Origin of the sequence: Mycobacterium sp. 3519A (genome assembly GCF_900240945.1) — a bacterium.
Taxonomy (GTDB): Bacteria; Actinomycetota; Actinomycetes; order Mycobacteriales; family Mycobacteriaceae; genus Mycobacterium.
Genome location: NZ_OESG01000014.1, coordinates 2,314,439 through 2,329,386 on the forward strand (window position 1 = coordinate 2,314,439; position 14,948 = coordinate 2,329,386).

Consider the following 14,948-nt stretch of genomic DNA (forward strand, 5'->3'; position numbering starts at 1 on the left):
AGGCTGTGGGGAATGAGCGCCGGCCGACTGCTTATCGCCGCCACGCCGTTGGGCCAGCCGTCGGATGCCTCCGCCCGGCTGGTCAAGGCGCTGGCGAGCGCCGATGTGATCGCCGCCGAGGACACCCGCAGGGCCCGCGCGCTCGCCTTGGCGCTGGAAGTCAAGCCCGCGGGCAAGGTGCTCAGCCTCTACGACGCCAACGAGGCGACGCGGGTGCCCGCCCTGCTCGACGAGATTCGCAGCGGCGCGACGGTGCTGCTGGTCAGTGACGCGGGCATGCCGCTGATCAACGATCCTGGCTACCGGCTGGTGACGGCGTGCGTCGAGGCGGACCTGCCGGTCAGTTGCTTGCCGGGCCCTTCGGCGGTGACGACGGCGCTGGCGGTGTCCGGGCTGCCGTCGGAGCGGTTCTGCTTCGAGGGGTTCGCGCCGCGCAAGCAGTCGGCCCGGCTGTCGTGGTTCAAGGCGCTGGCCGCCGAACCGCGCACGTGTGTGTTCTTCGAGTCCCCGCGACGGCTCGCGGACACGCTAGCGGCCGCCGTCGAGACACTGGGGCCAGAGCGCCGCGCGGTCGTGTGCCGCGAGCTGACCAAGACGCACGAGGAGATCCGCCGCGGCACGCTCGGCGAACTCGCGGACTGGGCGAGCGACGGTGTGCTCGGCGAGATCACCGTCGTCCTTGCCGGGGCCACGCCCAGGGCTGACATCGCGACGCTGGTGGCCGAAGTCAACGAACTGGTCGACGCGGGCGCGCGGGTGAAGGATGCCTGCGCGCAGGTTGTCGAGGCCAATCCGGGTTCACCGTCACGACGTGAGCTCTACGACGCCGTTCTGCGCTCGCGCGACTGATCCGATGAACGGTGCCGCCTTGTGCAGGCACTCGTCCCATTCGCGGTCTGGATCAGAGTCCGCGGTGATGCCGCCGCCGACGCCGAGCACCGCGTTGCCGCAGGCGCCGAATTCGACCGTGCGGATCGCGACATTCAGTTCGCACCCCGCCACCGGTGACGCCAAACCGACTGTGCCGCAATACACTCCGCGTCGATGCGGTTCCCAGGTGCGCAGCAGCTGGCGGGCGCGCAGTTTCGGCGTGCCTGTCACCGACGCAGGCGGGAACGCCGCCTCCAGCACCGACGCCATCGGCACGCCGATACCGACGCGCGCGCTCACCGTCGACACCAGATGCCACACGCCGGGCGCCGGTTGCACCGCCAACAACTCCGGCACCGTCACCGACCCCGTCATCGCGACGCGACCCAGATCGTTGCGCACCAGGTCGACGATCATGATGTTCTCCGCGACATCCTTGACCGACGTCCGCAGCGCCGCAGGATCCTCCGACCGCGGCAGCGTGCCCTTGATCGGACTCGACGTCACCGACTCGCCGCGGCGCCGCAGGAACAATTCCGGCGACAACGACGCCACCGCCCCCCACTCACCCGCCACATACGCCGCCCGCGCCGGAGTGGTGCGCGCTGCCGCCTCGACGAAGAAGTCGATCGGCGCGCCGTCGATGCGGCCGACGAACTGCGTGCACACGCACGCCTGGTAGATCTCGCCCGCCGCAATGGATTCCAGACATTCGAGCACGCCGCGGCGGTGGGCCTTGCGGTCCGCTGCCTGCCATGCGATGTGGTAGTCGCCGACGGGCGTTCGGTGCTGAACGGCATCGGACACCCACTCCGAAAGCGCTGCGCCGGAAAGGCTTTCGTACCACCACTGGCCGTCGCGGTCCTGTCGCAGCACGCAGTCCGACCAGCCGCCCGCCGCTTCGGGGATGCGTGGGCCGAGGCCGTCGAGGCCCGGGTCCGGATACGACAGATAGCCGAACCAGCCGCCGCCGACCGGCCCGTCGGAGTCGCCCGTCGGCACCGCGAACACATGGTCGGCAGGAACAGCGCCGAGCGACGGCGCGATGACGGCAGCCGACCCGAACCAGTCGCCGATCAGCGCGGCAGGCGCAGGCAGTCCGCACCGCTGCGCGCCCGCGGCGACGGTGCGCAATACCTCGGGGGCACTGCCCAAATCGCCGAGCCGCTCGATGCGCACGCAGTCAGTCAAGCACGTCCAGCGCCGCGTGGACGATGGCGTCGACGTCGATGCCGTGGAACCGGTAGACGTCGTCCAGACCGCCGGATTGGCCGAACTTACTGACCCCGAGCGCGGTGCCGCGGACACCGTTGATCGAGGTGAGGAACTCCAGCGTGTGCGGGTGCCCGTCGAGGACCGTGACCAGCGGCGTCGCCCGTCGCACCGGGAACGCCTGCTCGAGGATCCAACTCGGCGCGTCCCCGCGGCCACGCCTGGCCTGTAACGCCTCGAAGAGCAGCCCTGGGCTGGTGACGCAGACGACGTCGGCGGGCACGCCGTCCGCGGTGAGACGGTCGGCGGCGGCGAGCGCCTCGGTGACCAGCGCCCCCATCGCGGCGATCGTCACGGCCGGCTCGTCGACACGGCGAAGCGGGTAGGCGCCCGCGATGGCCTGGCGTCGGCGCCGCTCCCGCGCCGCGGGATCGACCGGCACATCGGCGAGCGTCTGGTCGACCGGGCGGGTGGACAGCCGCAGATACGACGACGTGCCGTCGGCCCTGCCGAGCTTGGCCAGACAGTCCAGCAGAATCCATTCGACGTCGAGCGCGAAGGCGGGCTCGTAGCTGAGGCATCCCGGCTGCTCCAGTCCGATCGACGGCGTGGTGACCGACTGATGCGCCCCACCCTCGGAGGCCAGGCTCACACCGGACGGCGTGCCGACCAGAATCGACTGGCCGCCCGCGTAGATGCCGAACGACCACGGCTCCAGCGCCCGCGCGACGAACGGGTCGTACAGTACCCCGATGGGCAGCAGCGGCTGGCCCCACCGGCTCCATGTCGCACCCAGCTCTCCAAGGGCGCCAACGAGATTCGTCTCGGCGATGCCGAGTTCTATGTGCTGTCCGGTCGGCTTCTCGCGCCAGTGCAGGATCGTCTCGCTGTCGTCGGCGAACCAGTCGACGCGCTCGGCGGGTGACCACACGCCGACCTTGTTCAGCCAACCGCCGAGATTCGTCGTCGAACTCACGTCGGGGCTGACGGTCACGATCCGGCGGGCGGCGTCCGGCGCCTCGCGGGTGAGGTCGAGCAGCACGCGGCCCAGTGCGGCCTGCGTGGTCGCGGTGCCCGACGGTGTGCGGCCGATGTCGGTCGGGATCGCAGGTGGCGCGGTGAGCGCAACGTCGGGGCGACGCAGTCGGCGTGCGGTCGCCGCGCACAGGTCGGCCTGCGGGCTGTCCGACGGGAAGCGGGTCCACGGCGCGTCCACATCGGCGCCGAGATCCGATGCCAGCGTTCGAAATTGCTCGTCGGACAGCACCGAGGAGTGGTTCTGTGGATGGCCTTCGATCGGTAATCCCTTGCCTTTGACGGTGTACGCGAAGATGACCGTCGGCCTGGAATCGTCGATGGCCCGCAACGCGTCGTCGACGGCGCTCAGGTCGTGTCCGCCGAGGTTGCGGATGGCCTCCAGCAGCGTGTTGTCGTCGACTTCCGTTAGCAGACTTGCTATTTCAGCGCTACCGTCGGGCAGCCGCTCGCGAAGCTGAGCCGCGTCGCAGCGCAGCAGGCGCTGATATTCGGGGTTCGGCATGGCGTCGATCCGGGCCCGCAGCGCGCCTCCACCCGGTCGGGCGAACAACTCCTCCAGCAGTCCGCCGTATTTGATGGTCAGCACTTGCCAGCCCGCCGCGCCGAACATCTGCTGCAGGCGGTCAGCGGCCAGGATCGGCACGACCCGGTCGAGCGACTGCCGGTTGAGGTCGACGATCCAGACGATCTCGCCGAGTTCGGCGACCGCCGGATCAAGGATCGCCTCCCACACCGCTCCTTCGTCGAGTTCGGCATCGCCCAACAACGAGTACTGCCGACCGGTGCCCGCACCACCGAGCGTGGACTCGACGTAACGGCGCGCCAGCGCGCCCCAGATCGGGGCGGTGGCGCCGATGCCGACAGATCCCGTCGAGTAGTCGACGGGATCGGGGTCCTTGCTGCGGCTTGGATAGCTTTGCAGGCCGCCGAATTCGCGCAGCCGAGGCAGATACGACTCGTCCAGTTCGCCGAGCAGGTAGTTGATCGCGTGCAGCACCGGCGATGCGTGCGGCTTGACCGACACCCGGTCGCCTGCCTGCAGGTGGTTGAACCACAGCGCGGTCATGATCGTCACCATCGATGCGCTCGACGCCTGGTGGCCGCCGACCTTGAGGCCCGACGGATTGGGGCGCACCCGGTTGGCGTGGTGGATCATCGCGGTGGACAGCCACAGCACCCGGCGCTCGATCTCGGTCAGAAGCGATGTTGCAGTTTGCACACTTCAGTGCAGCATCTACCGCTAGAATGCGCAATCAAAACGCATGTGATAGAGCATTATGCCCAGACAGTGCATTGGACCCAGCGTGGAAAGTGAGCATCATGCCCAGCCCCGGTCGACTCGACCCGACGGACGCGCGGCTTCTTCTCGCGCTCAACGACGATCCGCGGGCCACCACCGTCGCGCTGGCCGAGCAGACCGGTCTGTCCCGAAACACCGTGCAGGCCAGGCTGACTCGCCTCGACGAGCGCCTGCATTCCCATGAGCGGCGGGTGTCGCCCAAATCGTTGGGCTATCCGCTGACCGCCTACGTCACGACCCAGGTGCACCAGCGTCTTCTCGACGAGGTGGCCGCCGCGCTCGACGGCATCCCCGAAGTCATCCAGGTGCAGGGCCTGAGCGGGCAAACGGATCTGCTGGTGCAGGTGGTCGCGACCGACGCCGACGACCTGTACCGCATCGCGGGCCAGATCCTGGCCATCGACGGGGTGGTGCGCACCAACACCGCGCTGGTCATGCGCGAACTGGTGGACTACCGGCTCACCCCGCTGATTCGGCGCTGCGCTACCGGCTGAGCTCCCGCGGCACGGTGATGCCGACCAGCTTCTCGGGGTTGCGCATGGCGTAGAAGTGGGTGATCTTGCCGTCGACGATCTCGACCGTGATCACGCCTTCGAAGCTGTCGCCGAGGTAGAGGTTCAGCGCAGGGGCGTTGTTGTAGGTGGCGGGCTCGATGCGGCCCTGCCCGCCTGCAATGCGCATCAACCCGACGACCACGCGGGCCACCCGGTCGGCGCCGACGATCGGCCGTCGGGCCGCGCTGACCTTGCCGTCGCTGTCGGCGGTCCAGACCACGTCCGGCGAGAGCATCTCGAGCAGCGCGTCGACGTCGCCGGTGGACGCCGCGGTGAAAAACCGCGTGGTGATCTCCATGGACAGCTTCGGGTCGACGGGTTCGAACCGCTTGCGCCGCGACTGCACATGCGAGCGGGCGCGGTGGGCCATCTGTCGAACGGCGACCGTCGACTTGCCGATGGTGGCGGCGATCTCGTCGTGGCTGAAGCCGAACACCTCGTGCAGCACGAACACCGCCCGCTCGTCGGGGCTCAACGTCTCCAGCACTACCAGCATCGCCATCGAAACCGATTCGGCCAGAACCACATCGGTCGAGGCGTCCTTGGATTCGACCATCACCGGCTCGGGCAACCACGGGCCGACGTACTCCTCGCGCCTGCGGGACTGTGCGCGCAGCGCGTTGAGCGACTGCCGGGTGACGAGCTGGGCGAGGTAGGCCTTGGTGTCCTGCACCGTCGACAGGTCCACCTTCGCCCAGCGCAGATAGCTTTCCTGCAGCACGTCGTCGGATTCTGTTGCGCTGCCAAGGATTTCGTAGGCGATCGTGAACAGCAGCGGCCGCAATGCGGTGAATCGTTCGGCGTGTTCGTCATCCGGCGTGGTCATCAGACTCTCTCCACCTGTGCGGCCTCGGCGACAAGCTGGGAACGTTGCGGCCATTCCTTCCAGGAATAGGTGCCCGGCTTCGCGGCTTCCCCGCGAAGCCATTTCAGGGTATAGCGGCACACCTGCTCCTTGACCACGGCACCCAGACGGCCGCCGATGTAGAACCGTTGCGGTGAGTCGTCCTTGTCGTTGACCTGGAACGTGCCTGCATGCCTGCCAAGGCTGACGCACTGGGCGGCCATCGCATGGTTCACCTTGGCGGCCGGTTCTTTCGCGATGTGGCTCAACACGGTGTCGGCGGCCTGTGCGCCGAGTGGCAGGGCGGCCTGGCAGCTCATCCGGTAGGGCAACCGCGACGGTGACACTGCGTCGCCTGCGCCGACGATGCGCGGGTCCGAAACGCTGGTCAGCGTCTCGGACGTGAGCAGTCGGCCGAGTTCGTCGGTGGCCAGACCGCTTGCCGCCGCCAACCCCGGCACGCCGAAGCCCGCCGTCCACACCGTCACCGCGCTCGGCAGTTCGGTCTTGCCGTCGAGCACGACGCGGTCCGCGGCCACGGCCGTCACGCGGGTGTTCTCGACCACGCGCACACCCAATTTGGCGAGTCGCTTCGCCACCGACCGGCGGCCGCCTGCGCCGAGTGTCGGCCCGAGCACATCGGTCACCATCGTCACGGGCCTGCCCGCTTCGGCGAACTCCGCCGCGGCCTCGATGCCTGTCAGCCCGCCGCCGACCACCACCGCCGGTGCCGTGGTCGGCACGTCGGCAAGCCGGTTGACGAGCCGCTGCGCCTGCTCGAATTCGCTTATCGGATAGGCGAATTCGGCCGCGCCGGGTACCGATGCGGGCACTGCCCCGACGCTGCCGACGGCGTAGACCAGGTAGTCGTAACCCAACACGTCGCCGGAGGCCATTTCGACGGCGCGGGCGGGCGCGTCGATGCTGGAGACCGTATCCACGACGAGTCGGACGTCGCCGGCGAGCACCGTCGAATAATCGGCGACCGCGTCGTGGTTCCCGACGACGAGTTGGTGCAGTCGAATCCGTTCGACGAACGCGCCGCGCGGATTGACCATCGTCACGACGGCGTGCGGGGCAAGCCGGTTGGCGGCCATCACCCCCGCATAACCGCCGCCGACCACGACGACTCGGTTCCGCTGCCTTCTCACTTCTCGCTCACCACCTGCGGTGCCAGCGCCGCCTGCTCGACGTGCCGTCCGCCCTTGAACCAGAACGCCGACCCCGGTTTGGTGGCCTCGCGGCGCAGCGCCCATAGCGTGCCCTTGCAGATCGCCTCCTTGACGGGGGCGACGAAGCGGCCGGTGAAGTAGACGTTGACCGCCGTGTCGTCCTTGCGGGCGACCTGCACGATGCCGGACTTGCGGCCAAGGCTGATGCACGCCCCGCTGAACGCCTGGTCGATGACCGCAGGCTCGGTGCCCGCGATCCGGCTCAGCACGGTGTTGGCGGCCTGCGCGCCCAGCGGTGAGGCGGACTGGCAGCTCATCCGCAGCGGCTCACCCGACGGGGAGGCGCAGTCGCCCGCGGCGACGATCCGCGGATCGTCGACACTGGTCAGCGTCTCGTCGGTGAGCAACCGTCCCGCGCCGTCGGTGCGCAGACCGCTGTCGGCGGCCAGGCCGGGCACCCCGAACCCGGCCGTCCAGATGGTGACGGCGCTCGGGCGGATCGCACCGTCGGCGAACACCACCGCGTCGGGCTGCACCTCGGCGACGACGTCAGCCTCGAGCACCGTGACGCCCAGCTTGCGCAGCACCTTGGCCATCGAGCGGCGCCCGCCTTCGGACAGGTACGGGCCCAGCTGGCCACCGCAGACGAGGGTGACCTTGCGGCCCTGCTCGGCGAGTTCGGTGGCCGCCTCGATGCCGGTCAGCCCGGCGCCGACGACGGTCACCGGCGCGTCCGGATGCAGCTCGTCGATGGCGGCACGCAGCCGACGTGCCGGCTCCAGTTCGGCTATCGGATAAGCGAATTCGGCTGCGCCGGGCACCGAGGCGGGCACCGCTGCCGTGCTGCCTACCGCGTAGATGACGTAGTCGTAGTCCAGCGCCGCGCGGCCGGAGGCGAACTGCACGGTGCGGTTGGCGGTGTCGATACGGGTGGCGGTGTCGACGACCAGGTGGATGCCCTCACCGAGGAGGCTGCCGTAGTCCGCGGTGGCGTCGTGGGTGCCTGCGACGAGCTGGTGCAGCCGGATCCGCTCCACGAACTGGGGGCGGGGGTTGACCAGCGTGATGTCGACGTCGTCGCGCATCCGAAGATGGTTGGCCGCCAGCGTTCCTGCATAGCCGCCGCCGATGACGACGACCTTCGTGTTTCCGTTGTGATCAGTCATGCCCTCAAGACACCGCCGACCGCGGCGACGTGACAGGGCGTGACCCGAATCACACCACGCTCAGAACTCCCGCAGGTGATCCCGCAGCATCGTCTTGGTGTACTCGCGGCGGGTGAGGCCACGCTTCTGCAACTCGGGCACCAGACCGTCGGTGATCTCGGTGACGTAGCGGCGGTTCAACCGCATCACCGGGCTGGTGATCAGGAAGCCGTCGCCGCCCACCGCCGTCATCACCTCGGCCATCTCGTCGGCCACTTCCTCGGGGGTGCCGCAGAACTGCACGTTGCCGCCGATCATGCCGGAGTTGGTGACCAGTTCGCGAAGCGTCTTGTCCTTACCCCTTGCCACGAAGCTCTCCAGGGTGCCGCGTTCGCCGTTCGTCCACACCTCCGGCAGCGGCTCGTCGAGATCGAACTGGGAGAAGTCGATTTCGGTGATCGAGGAGATCTCGGCCAACATGTACTCGATGTAGGCCGGGCTGGTGAACCAGCGCTGCGCCTTGGCCACCGCCTCGTCGTGCGTATCGGCGACGATCGGCGAAACCAAAAACAGCAACTTGCAGTCCGACGGGTCGCGGCCGATGGCCGTCATCCTGGCGTGGATGTCGTCGCGGTAAGCCCGCATCGCCTCGACGCCGTTGGCGGGCGCGACGATGGTGTCCGCGTGCTTCGCGGCCAGCGCCCGTCCCGGCGGTGACGCGCCCGCCTGCGCGATGGTCGGGCGGTACTGCGGTGACGGTGCGGTGTTCAGCGGGCCGCGCACCTTGTAGTACTTGCCCTCGAAGTCGATCGTGTGCACCTTCTTGTAATTGGCGTAAGTGCCTGTGGTGTAGTCCCGTTCGATCGCGTCGGGCTCCCACGACTCCCACAGCTGGCTGACCACTTCCATGTACTCGGCGGCCCGCGCGTAGCGCTCGTCGTGTTCGTAGAGCTTGTCCATGCCGAAGTTCTGCGCCGAGCGGTCCTCGCCTGAGGTGACGACGTTCCAGCCGAACCGACCGCGCGCGATGTGGTCGATGGTGCTGCACAACCGGGCCAGCAGGAACGGCGGGTAGAACGTCGTCGACATCGTCGGGATCACGCCGAGGCGGGTGGTGGCGTTGGCCATCAACACGGCGAGCGGAACCGGATCGTGCTTGGGGTTCACGCCGTGTTTGAGATCGTGTTCCATCGTGCCGCCGTAGGCCGTCGACACCATCAGCTTGTCCTCGATCAGCACGAAGTCGAACTTGGCGCGCTCGAGATCCTTGGCCAGCTCGACATAGAAGTCGCCGGTGAAGTCGCGGCCGCCGTCACCCCAGTTCCCATTCCACTCGTCGGCGACGAAGTTGAGAAACCAGCCCAGATGAAACATGTCGGTCATGGGTGACAAGACAAGTCGCCGACCGTTACTGCGAGATTGCCGCGACGTACCGCCGAGATTGCGCTTGTTATGACTCCGCTTGGTAGCGCGGGAACACGCCGGCAGGCGCGGGCAGCGCAGTGCCTGGCGTCAGCCGCGTGCCGATCGCCGCGAAGCTGCGTTGATCGTCGAGCACGCCGAGCAGGTCGAGCAGCTTGCCCGTCGACTCGGGCATCACCGGCTGGCTCAGCAGCGCGGCGATGCGCACCGTCTCCAGCGTCGTGTAGAGCACGGTGCGGAACCGCTCCTCGTCAGTCTTGCGCAGCACCCACGGCTCCTGCACCGAGAAGTACTTGTTGGCCGCGCCGAGCACCGACCAGATCGACTCGAGCGCCAGATGCATTGCGGTGGCGTCGTATTGGCTGCGCACTCGGTCCAGCAACGCGTCCGCGGCGTCCAGCAGCGCCTTGTCGTCGGCGGTGAAATCGGTTGGCTGCGGCACTTTTCCGTCGAGGTTCTTGGCCACCATCGACAACGAGCGCTGTGCCAGATTGCCCAACTCGTTGGCCAGATCGGCGTTGATGCGACCGATGATCGCGTCCTCGCTGTAGCTGCCGTCCTGCCCGAACGGCACCTCGCGCAGGAAGAAGTAGCGCACCTGGTCGACGCCGAACGTGTCGATCAGGTTCAGCGGGTCGACCACGTTGCCCACCGACTTGCTCATCTTCTCGCCGCGGTTGAGCAGGAATCCGTGCACAAAGACCTTGTGCGGCAACTCGATTCCCGCCGACATCAGAAATGCAGGCCAGTAGACCGTGTGGAACCGGATGATGTCCTTGCCGATCATGTGCAGATCGGCAGGCCAGAACCGCTGGAACAGCTCCGACGACGTGTCGGGGAAGCCGACGCCGGTCAGGTAGTTGGTCAGCGCGTCGACCCAGACATACATGACGTGGTCGGGATGGTCGGGTACCGGCACACCCCAGTCGAACGTCGTCCGCGATATCGAGAAGTCGCGCAGCCCGCCGGAGACGAAGCTGACCACTTCGTTGCGGCGCACCTCGGGTTCGATGAACTCCGGATGCGCCTCGTAGTGGGCGAGCAACCGATCGGCGTAGGCCGAGAGCCGGAAGAAGTACGTCTGCTCCTCGGTCCACCGCACCGGCGCGCCGGTCTCGGTGGCGATGCGCTCGCCGTCAGGGCCGACGGTCGTCTCGGCCTCGGTGAAGTAGCGCTCGTCGCGCACCGAGTACCAGCCCTGGTAGGCGTCGAGATAGATGTCGCCGTTGTCGTTCATCCGGCGCCAGAGTTCTTTGGACGCCTCGTAATGGTCGGCGTCGGAGGTGCGGATGAACCGGTCGAACGAGATGTTCAGCCGCTCCTGCATCCGCTGGAACACGTCGGAATTGCGACGGGCCAACTCCGCGGTCGGAATGCCCTCTGCCGCGGCCGTCTCGGCCATCTTGAGACCGTGGACGTCGGTGCCGGTAAGGAAGCGCACGTCGAAACCGTCGAGTCGCTTGAACCGGGCGATCGCGTCGGTGGCGATGTATTCGTAGGCGTGTCCGACGTGCGGGTCGCCGTTGGGGTAGGCGATGGCTGTCGTGATGTAGAACGGCTCACTCATTTGTCCTCACCTTATTGTGTCCAGGTGAGTTCGAAGCGTTCAGAGCGGGCACAGCCCCCGGCTCCCGAACCGCTGATCCCGCTGATCGATGCGCACACCCACCTCGACGCCTGCGGCGCCACGGACGCGGCGAGCGTCACGGCGATCGTCGACCGCGCGGCCGCGGTCGGGGTGCAGGCCGTCGTCACCATCGCCGACGACCTGGAGGCCGCCCGCTGGGCGACCCAGGCGGCCGACTGGGACGCCCGCGTCTACGCCGCGGTGGCGCTGCACCCGACGCGGGCCGACGCGCTCACCGACGAAGCCAAGGCCGTCCTCGAGCGACTGGCCGAGCATCCCCGCGTCGTCGCGATCGGCGAAACCGGTATGGACATGTACTGGCCGGGCAAGCTCGACGGCTGCGCGACGCCCGCCGCCCAGCGCGACGCGTTCGCCTGGCACATCGACCTCGCCAAGCGCACCGGCAAGCCGCTGATGATCCACAACCGCGATGCCGACAGCGAGGTGCTCGACGTGCTCACCGCCGAGGGCGCGCCCGAGACGGTCATCTTCCACTGCTTCTCGTCGGATGCGGCGATGGCACGCACCTGTGTGGCCAACGGCTGGCTGCTCAGTCTGGCCGGCACGGTCAGCTTCAAAAACGCCAAAGCGCTGCGCGAAGCCGCCCCGCTGATCCCGCCCGACCAGCTGCTCGTGGAGACCGATGCGCCGTTTTTGACCCCGCACCCGTATCGTGGAGCGCCGAACGAGCCGTACTGCCTGCCCTACACAGTGAGGGCGCTCGCCGAAGTCGTCGACCGCCCGGCAGAAGTAATTGCCCAGGCAAGTACCACGACCGCCGTCCGAGCCTATGGGCTCACCAGTTGCCGCTCCTAGACCGATTCGTTACCGTGCTGTGATCGAACGGGGGGGTCGGCTCCGGCCGGCGACCGTCCGATATCCGGGGATACACCAGGCACTTGAATACTCTGAACAAGCTCCACGAAGCACGCTCGCCGATGCTTCGCCTGCTGGTCGGCGCGATGCTGCTCGCGCTCACCTTCGCAGGCGGCTTCGCCGTCGCCGCACACAAGACCGTCAAGCTGACCGTCGACGGCTCCGAGATCACGGTTGCCACGATGAAGTCGCGCGTCATCGACGTGGTCAAGGAGAACGGCTTCAACGTCGGCGAGCGCGACGACCTCTACCCGGCCGCCAACGCGCCCGTACATCAGTCCGAGTCGATCGTGCTGCGCCGCAGCAGGCCGCTGCAGCTCTCGCTCGACGGCGAGAACAGCCGACAGGTGTGGACCACCGCGTCGACGGTCGACGAGGCGCTGGCGCAACTGCGGATGTCGGACAAGGCGCCGGCCGCGGCGTCGCGCGGTAGCCGTGTTCCGCTGGCGGGTATGTCGCTGCCCGTGGTGAGCGCAAAAACGGTGCAGCTCAACGACGCTGGCGTCATCCGAACGGTTCACATCGCGGCGCCGAACGTTGCCGGACTGCTCGAAGCGGCGGGTGTTCCGCTCGAGCAGAACGACGCCGTGGTGCCGCCCGCGTGGTCGCCGATCGTCGACAACATGTCCATCCAGGTGACCCGAATCCGCATCGACAAGGTCACCGAGCGGATTCCGCTTGAACCCGAAAACAAACAGATTCCCGACCCCACGATGAACATGAGCCGACAGGTCGTCGAGGACCCCGGCACGCCGGGAACGCAGGACGTGACTTTTGCGGTGGCGAGCGTCAACGGCGTCGAGACCGGCAAGTTGCCAGTAGCCAATGTCGTAGTCGTTCCGGCCCGCGACGGGGTGACGCGGATCGGTGCAAAACCGGGTACAGAAGTTCCCCCGGTAAGTAATCCCGGTATTTGGGATTCGCTGGCGAAATGTGAAGCCGGTGGTAATTGGGCCATCAACACTGGCAACGGATTTTACGGTGGCGTTCAATTTGATCAAAACACCTGGGAACGTCAAGGCGGTCTGAGGTATGCTCCGAGGGCGGATCTGGCGACAAGAGAAGAACAGATCGCGATTGCTGAGGTTACTCGGGCGCGACAAGGGTGGGGAGCGTGGCCCGTCTGTAGCGGGAGGATTGGAGCGCGCTGACTATTCGACTCCTCGGGCGGACCGAGATAAGGCACCTGGCGAAAGAGATCGACTTCAGGCCCCGTAAATCTTTCGGCCAGAATTTCGTTCATGACGCGAACACCGTTCGCCGTATCGTCTCGGCCTCTGGCGTAAATCGTCACGATCACGTCCTGGAGGTCGGACCCGGGCTCGGATCGCTGACCTTGGCCCTGCTCGACAGGGGCGCCAGGGTGACGGCCGTCGAGATCGACCCGGTGTTGGCCCGGCAGCTTCCGAAGACCATCGCCGAGCACTCCCACAGCGAGATCAACCGGCTGACGGTGCTCAACCGCGACATTCTGACGCTGCAGGCTCACGAAGTGGAGGAACAGCCCACCGCGCTGGTGGCCAACCTTCCGTACAACGTCGCGGTGCCGGCGCTGCTGCATCTGCTCGCCGAGTTCCCGTCCATCCGCACCGTCATGGTGATGGTGCAGGCGGAGGTCGCCGAGCGGCTTGCCGCCGAACCGGGCGGCAAGGACTACGGCGTGCCCAGCGTCAAGGTTCGCTTCTTCGGCAACGTCCGGCGCTACGGCATGGTGTCGCCGACGGTGTTCTGGCCGATTCCGCGGGTGTACTCGGGGCTGGTGCGCATCGACCGGCACGAGGTCTCCCCGTGGCCCACCGACGCCGACTTCCGCAGCAAGGTGTTCGAGTTGATCGACGTGGCGTTCGCTCAGCGCCGCAAGACGTCGCGCAACGCGTTCGCGGAGTGGGCGGGTTCGGGTAACGAGTCGGCCCGCCGACTGCTGGCGGCGAGCATCGACCCGTCACGCCGCGGCGAGACGCTGTCGGTCGCGGACTTCGTCCGGCTGCTGCAGCGGTCCGACGAGTGGGAACCGGCCCCGAAGCAGGCGGTCAAGCAGGTCGAGGAGCAGCCTGCCGAGCAGCCGCAAATCCGCGTCGTCTAGCTACCGCAGCGCGCGGGTGATCAGCGCGATGAACTCCGAGCACGTCTCGTATCGGTTGTCGGGGTTCTTCGCCAGCGCCTTACTCATCATCGAGTCGAACGCGTGAGGTAGCCAGGCGACTTTGCGCGACAGCTTCGGCGGCGGCGAGTGCAGGTGTTCGTCGACCAGTTCGAAGGACGTCTTCGCGGTGAACGGCGGTGCGCCGGTGATCAACTCGAACGCGGTGCACGCCAGCGCGTACTCGTCGGTGGCCGCCGACGGCGTCTGTCCGCGCAGCAGTTCCGGTGCGGCGTACGGCAGCGACGCCACGACGTGCGTGGGCCGGTGGCCGACGTCCTTGGCCATCAGATGGGCGATCCCGAAATCGATCAACACCGCGCCGCGTTCGGAAAAGGGCTGCGAAACCAGGATATTGGTGGGCTTGACGTCGCAGTGCACCACGCCGCGCTGATGGGCGTAGTCGAGCGCGTCGGCGATCTGGGCCAGTGCGGCAAGCCGGTCGGGCAACTCCTGCAGCCTGGTCACCGTGCCACCGTTGACCAATTCGATTGCCAGCCAACCGGGTCCGCTGTCGTAGGTCTTGATGATGTGCGGGTGGTCGAGACTCTTCGCGATGTCGAATCCCCGCTGCAACTGCGCGATCTGGGCCGGCTGGCGATGATGGGTGTCGAGAACCTTCAATGCCACCACCCGGCCCGGTTTCCTCGCCTCGTGCGCCCGGTAGACCGTCGCGTATCCGCCGTGGCCCAGCACCGCGTCCACGACGTAGCCCTCGTACCATTCGCCGGGGGACAGCACTTGTCCA

General features: G+C 67.5%; 13 protein-coding genes. 5 read left to right on the forward strand and 8 right to left on the reverse strand.

What is annotated here, in order from left to right; genetic code table 11:
- Positions 1–12: 12 nt before the first annotated feature.
- On the forward strand, positions 13–849 hold the full coding sequence (rsmI, locus tag C1A30_RS32450) for a 16S rRNA (cytidine(1402)-2'-O)-methyltransferase (protein WP_101952291.1): 837 nt from the start codon (positions 13–15) through the stop codon (positions 847–849).
- On the opposite strand, the gene C1A30_RS32455 is transcribed toward rsmI, so the two are convergent.
- The gene (locus C1A30_RS32455; protein ID WP_101952293.1) at positions 805–2,049 is read right to left on the reverse strand and encodes an aminodeoxychorismate synthase component I; all 1,245 of its coding nucleotides are present in this window, start codon (positions 2,047–2,049) and stop codon (positions 805–807) included. The two genes, rsmI and C1A30_RS32455, sit on opposite strands and share 45 nt — an antisense overlap.
- A gap of 4 nt (positions 2,050–2,053) precedes the next feature.
- The gene (locus C1A30_RS32460; RefSeq protein ID WP_235010302.1) at positions 2,054–4,339 is read right to left on the reverse strand and encodes a pyruvate dehydrogenase; all 2,286 of its coding nucleotides are present in this window, start codon (positions 4,337–4,339) and stop codon (positions 2,054–2,056) included.
- A gap of 101 nt (positions 4,340–4,440) precedes the next feature.
- Between C1A30_RS32460 and C1A30_RS32465 the strand changes: the two genes are divergently transcribed.
- A complete protein-coding gene (locus C1A30_RS32465) occupies positions 4,441–4,914 on the forward strand; it encodes an Lrp/AsnC family transcriptional regulator (RefSeq protein ID WP_101953053.1) in 474 nt (157 codons plus the stop codon).
- On the opposite strand, the gene C1A30_RS32470 is transcribed toward C1A30_RS32465, so the two are convergent.
- The 5 genes from C1A30_RS32470 to metG all read right to left on the reverse strand — a co-directional run bounded on the left by C1A30_RS32470 (position 4,904) and on the right by metG (position 11,124).
- Positions 4,904–5,800 carry an RNA polymerase sigma-70 factor gene (locus C1A30_RS32470; protein ID WP_101952295.1) on the reverse strand — a complete coding sequence of 299 codons (897 nt, stop codon included), beginning with the start codon at positions 5,798–5,800 and terminating at the stop codon, positions 4,904–4,906. The genes C1A30_RS32465 and C1A30_RS32470 overlap by 11 nt on opposite strands.
- The gene (locus C1A30_RS32475; RefSeq protein WP_235010409.1) at positions 5,800–6,915 is read right to left on the reverse strand and encodes an FAD-dependent oxidoreductase; all 1,116 of its coding nucleotides are present in this window, start codon (positions 6,913–6,915) and stop codon (positions 5,800–5,802) included. The genes C1A30_RS32470 and C1A30_RS32475 overlap by 1 nt, the downstream gene beginning before the upstream one ends.
- Before the next feature lie 50 nt (positions 6,916–6,965).
- Complete coding sequence (locus C1A30_RS32480; protein WP_101952298.1) at positions 6,966–8,156, reverse strand: NAD(P)/FAD-dependent oxidoreductase; 1,191 nt, start codon at positions 8,154–8,156, stop codon at positions 6,966–6,968.
- A 60-nt stretch (positions 8,157–8,216) separates the two neighbouring features.
- Positions 8,217–9,518, reverse strand: coding sequence for an NtaA/DmoA family FMN-dependent monooxygenase (locus tag C1A30_RS32485; protein ID WP_101952299.1), 1,302 nt, complete (start codon positions 9,516–9,518; stop codon positions 8,217–8,219).
- A 67-nt stretch (positions 9,519–9,585) separates the two neighbouring features.
- Positions 9,586–11,124: a methionine--tRNA ligase gene (gene metG, locus C1A30_RS32490; protein ID WP_101952301.1), complete on the reverse strand. Its 1,539-nt coding sequence runs from the start codon at positions 11,122–11,124 to the stop codon at positions 9,586–9,588.
- A 24-nt stretch (positions 11,125–11,148) separates the two neighbouring features.
- On the opposite strand from metG, the gene C1A30_RS32495 reads away from it, so the two are divergent.
- The 3 genes from C1A30_RS32495 (at position 11,149) to rsmA (ending at position 14,143) form a co-directional block, all read left to right on the forward strand.
- Entirely contained in the window at positions 11,149–12,000 is an 852-nt protein-coding gene (locus C1A30_RS32495) for a TatD family hydrolase (protein ID WP_101952303.1), read from the forward strand.
- Positions 12,001–12,083: 83 nt separating this feature from the next.
- Positions 12,084–13,211, forward strand: coding sequence for a resuscitation-promoting factor (locus C1A30_RS32500; protein ID WP_101952304.1), 1,128 nt, complete (start codon positions 12,084–12,086; stop codon positions 13,209–13,211).
- Positions 13,208–14,143, forward strand: a complete 936-nt coding sequence (gene rsmA, locus C1A30_RS32505; RefSeq protein WP_235010410.1) for a 16S rRNA (adenine(1518)-N(6)/adenine(1519)-N(6))-dimethyltransferase RsmA — start codon at positions 13,208–13,210, stop codon at positions 14,141–14,143. The genes C1A30_RS32500 and rsmA overlap by 4 nt, the downstream gene beginning before the upstream one ends.
- Here the strand turns inward: rsmA and C1A30_RS32510 are convergent, their stop codons facing one another.
- A complete protein-coding gene (locus C1A30_RS32510; protein ID WP_101952305.1) occupies positions 14,144–14,941 on the reverse strand; it encodes a serine/threonine-protein kinase in 798 nt (265 codons plus the stop codon).
- Positions 14,942–14,948 lie beyond the last annotated feature (7 nt).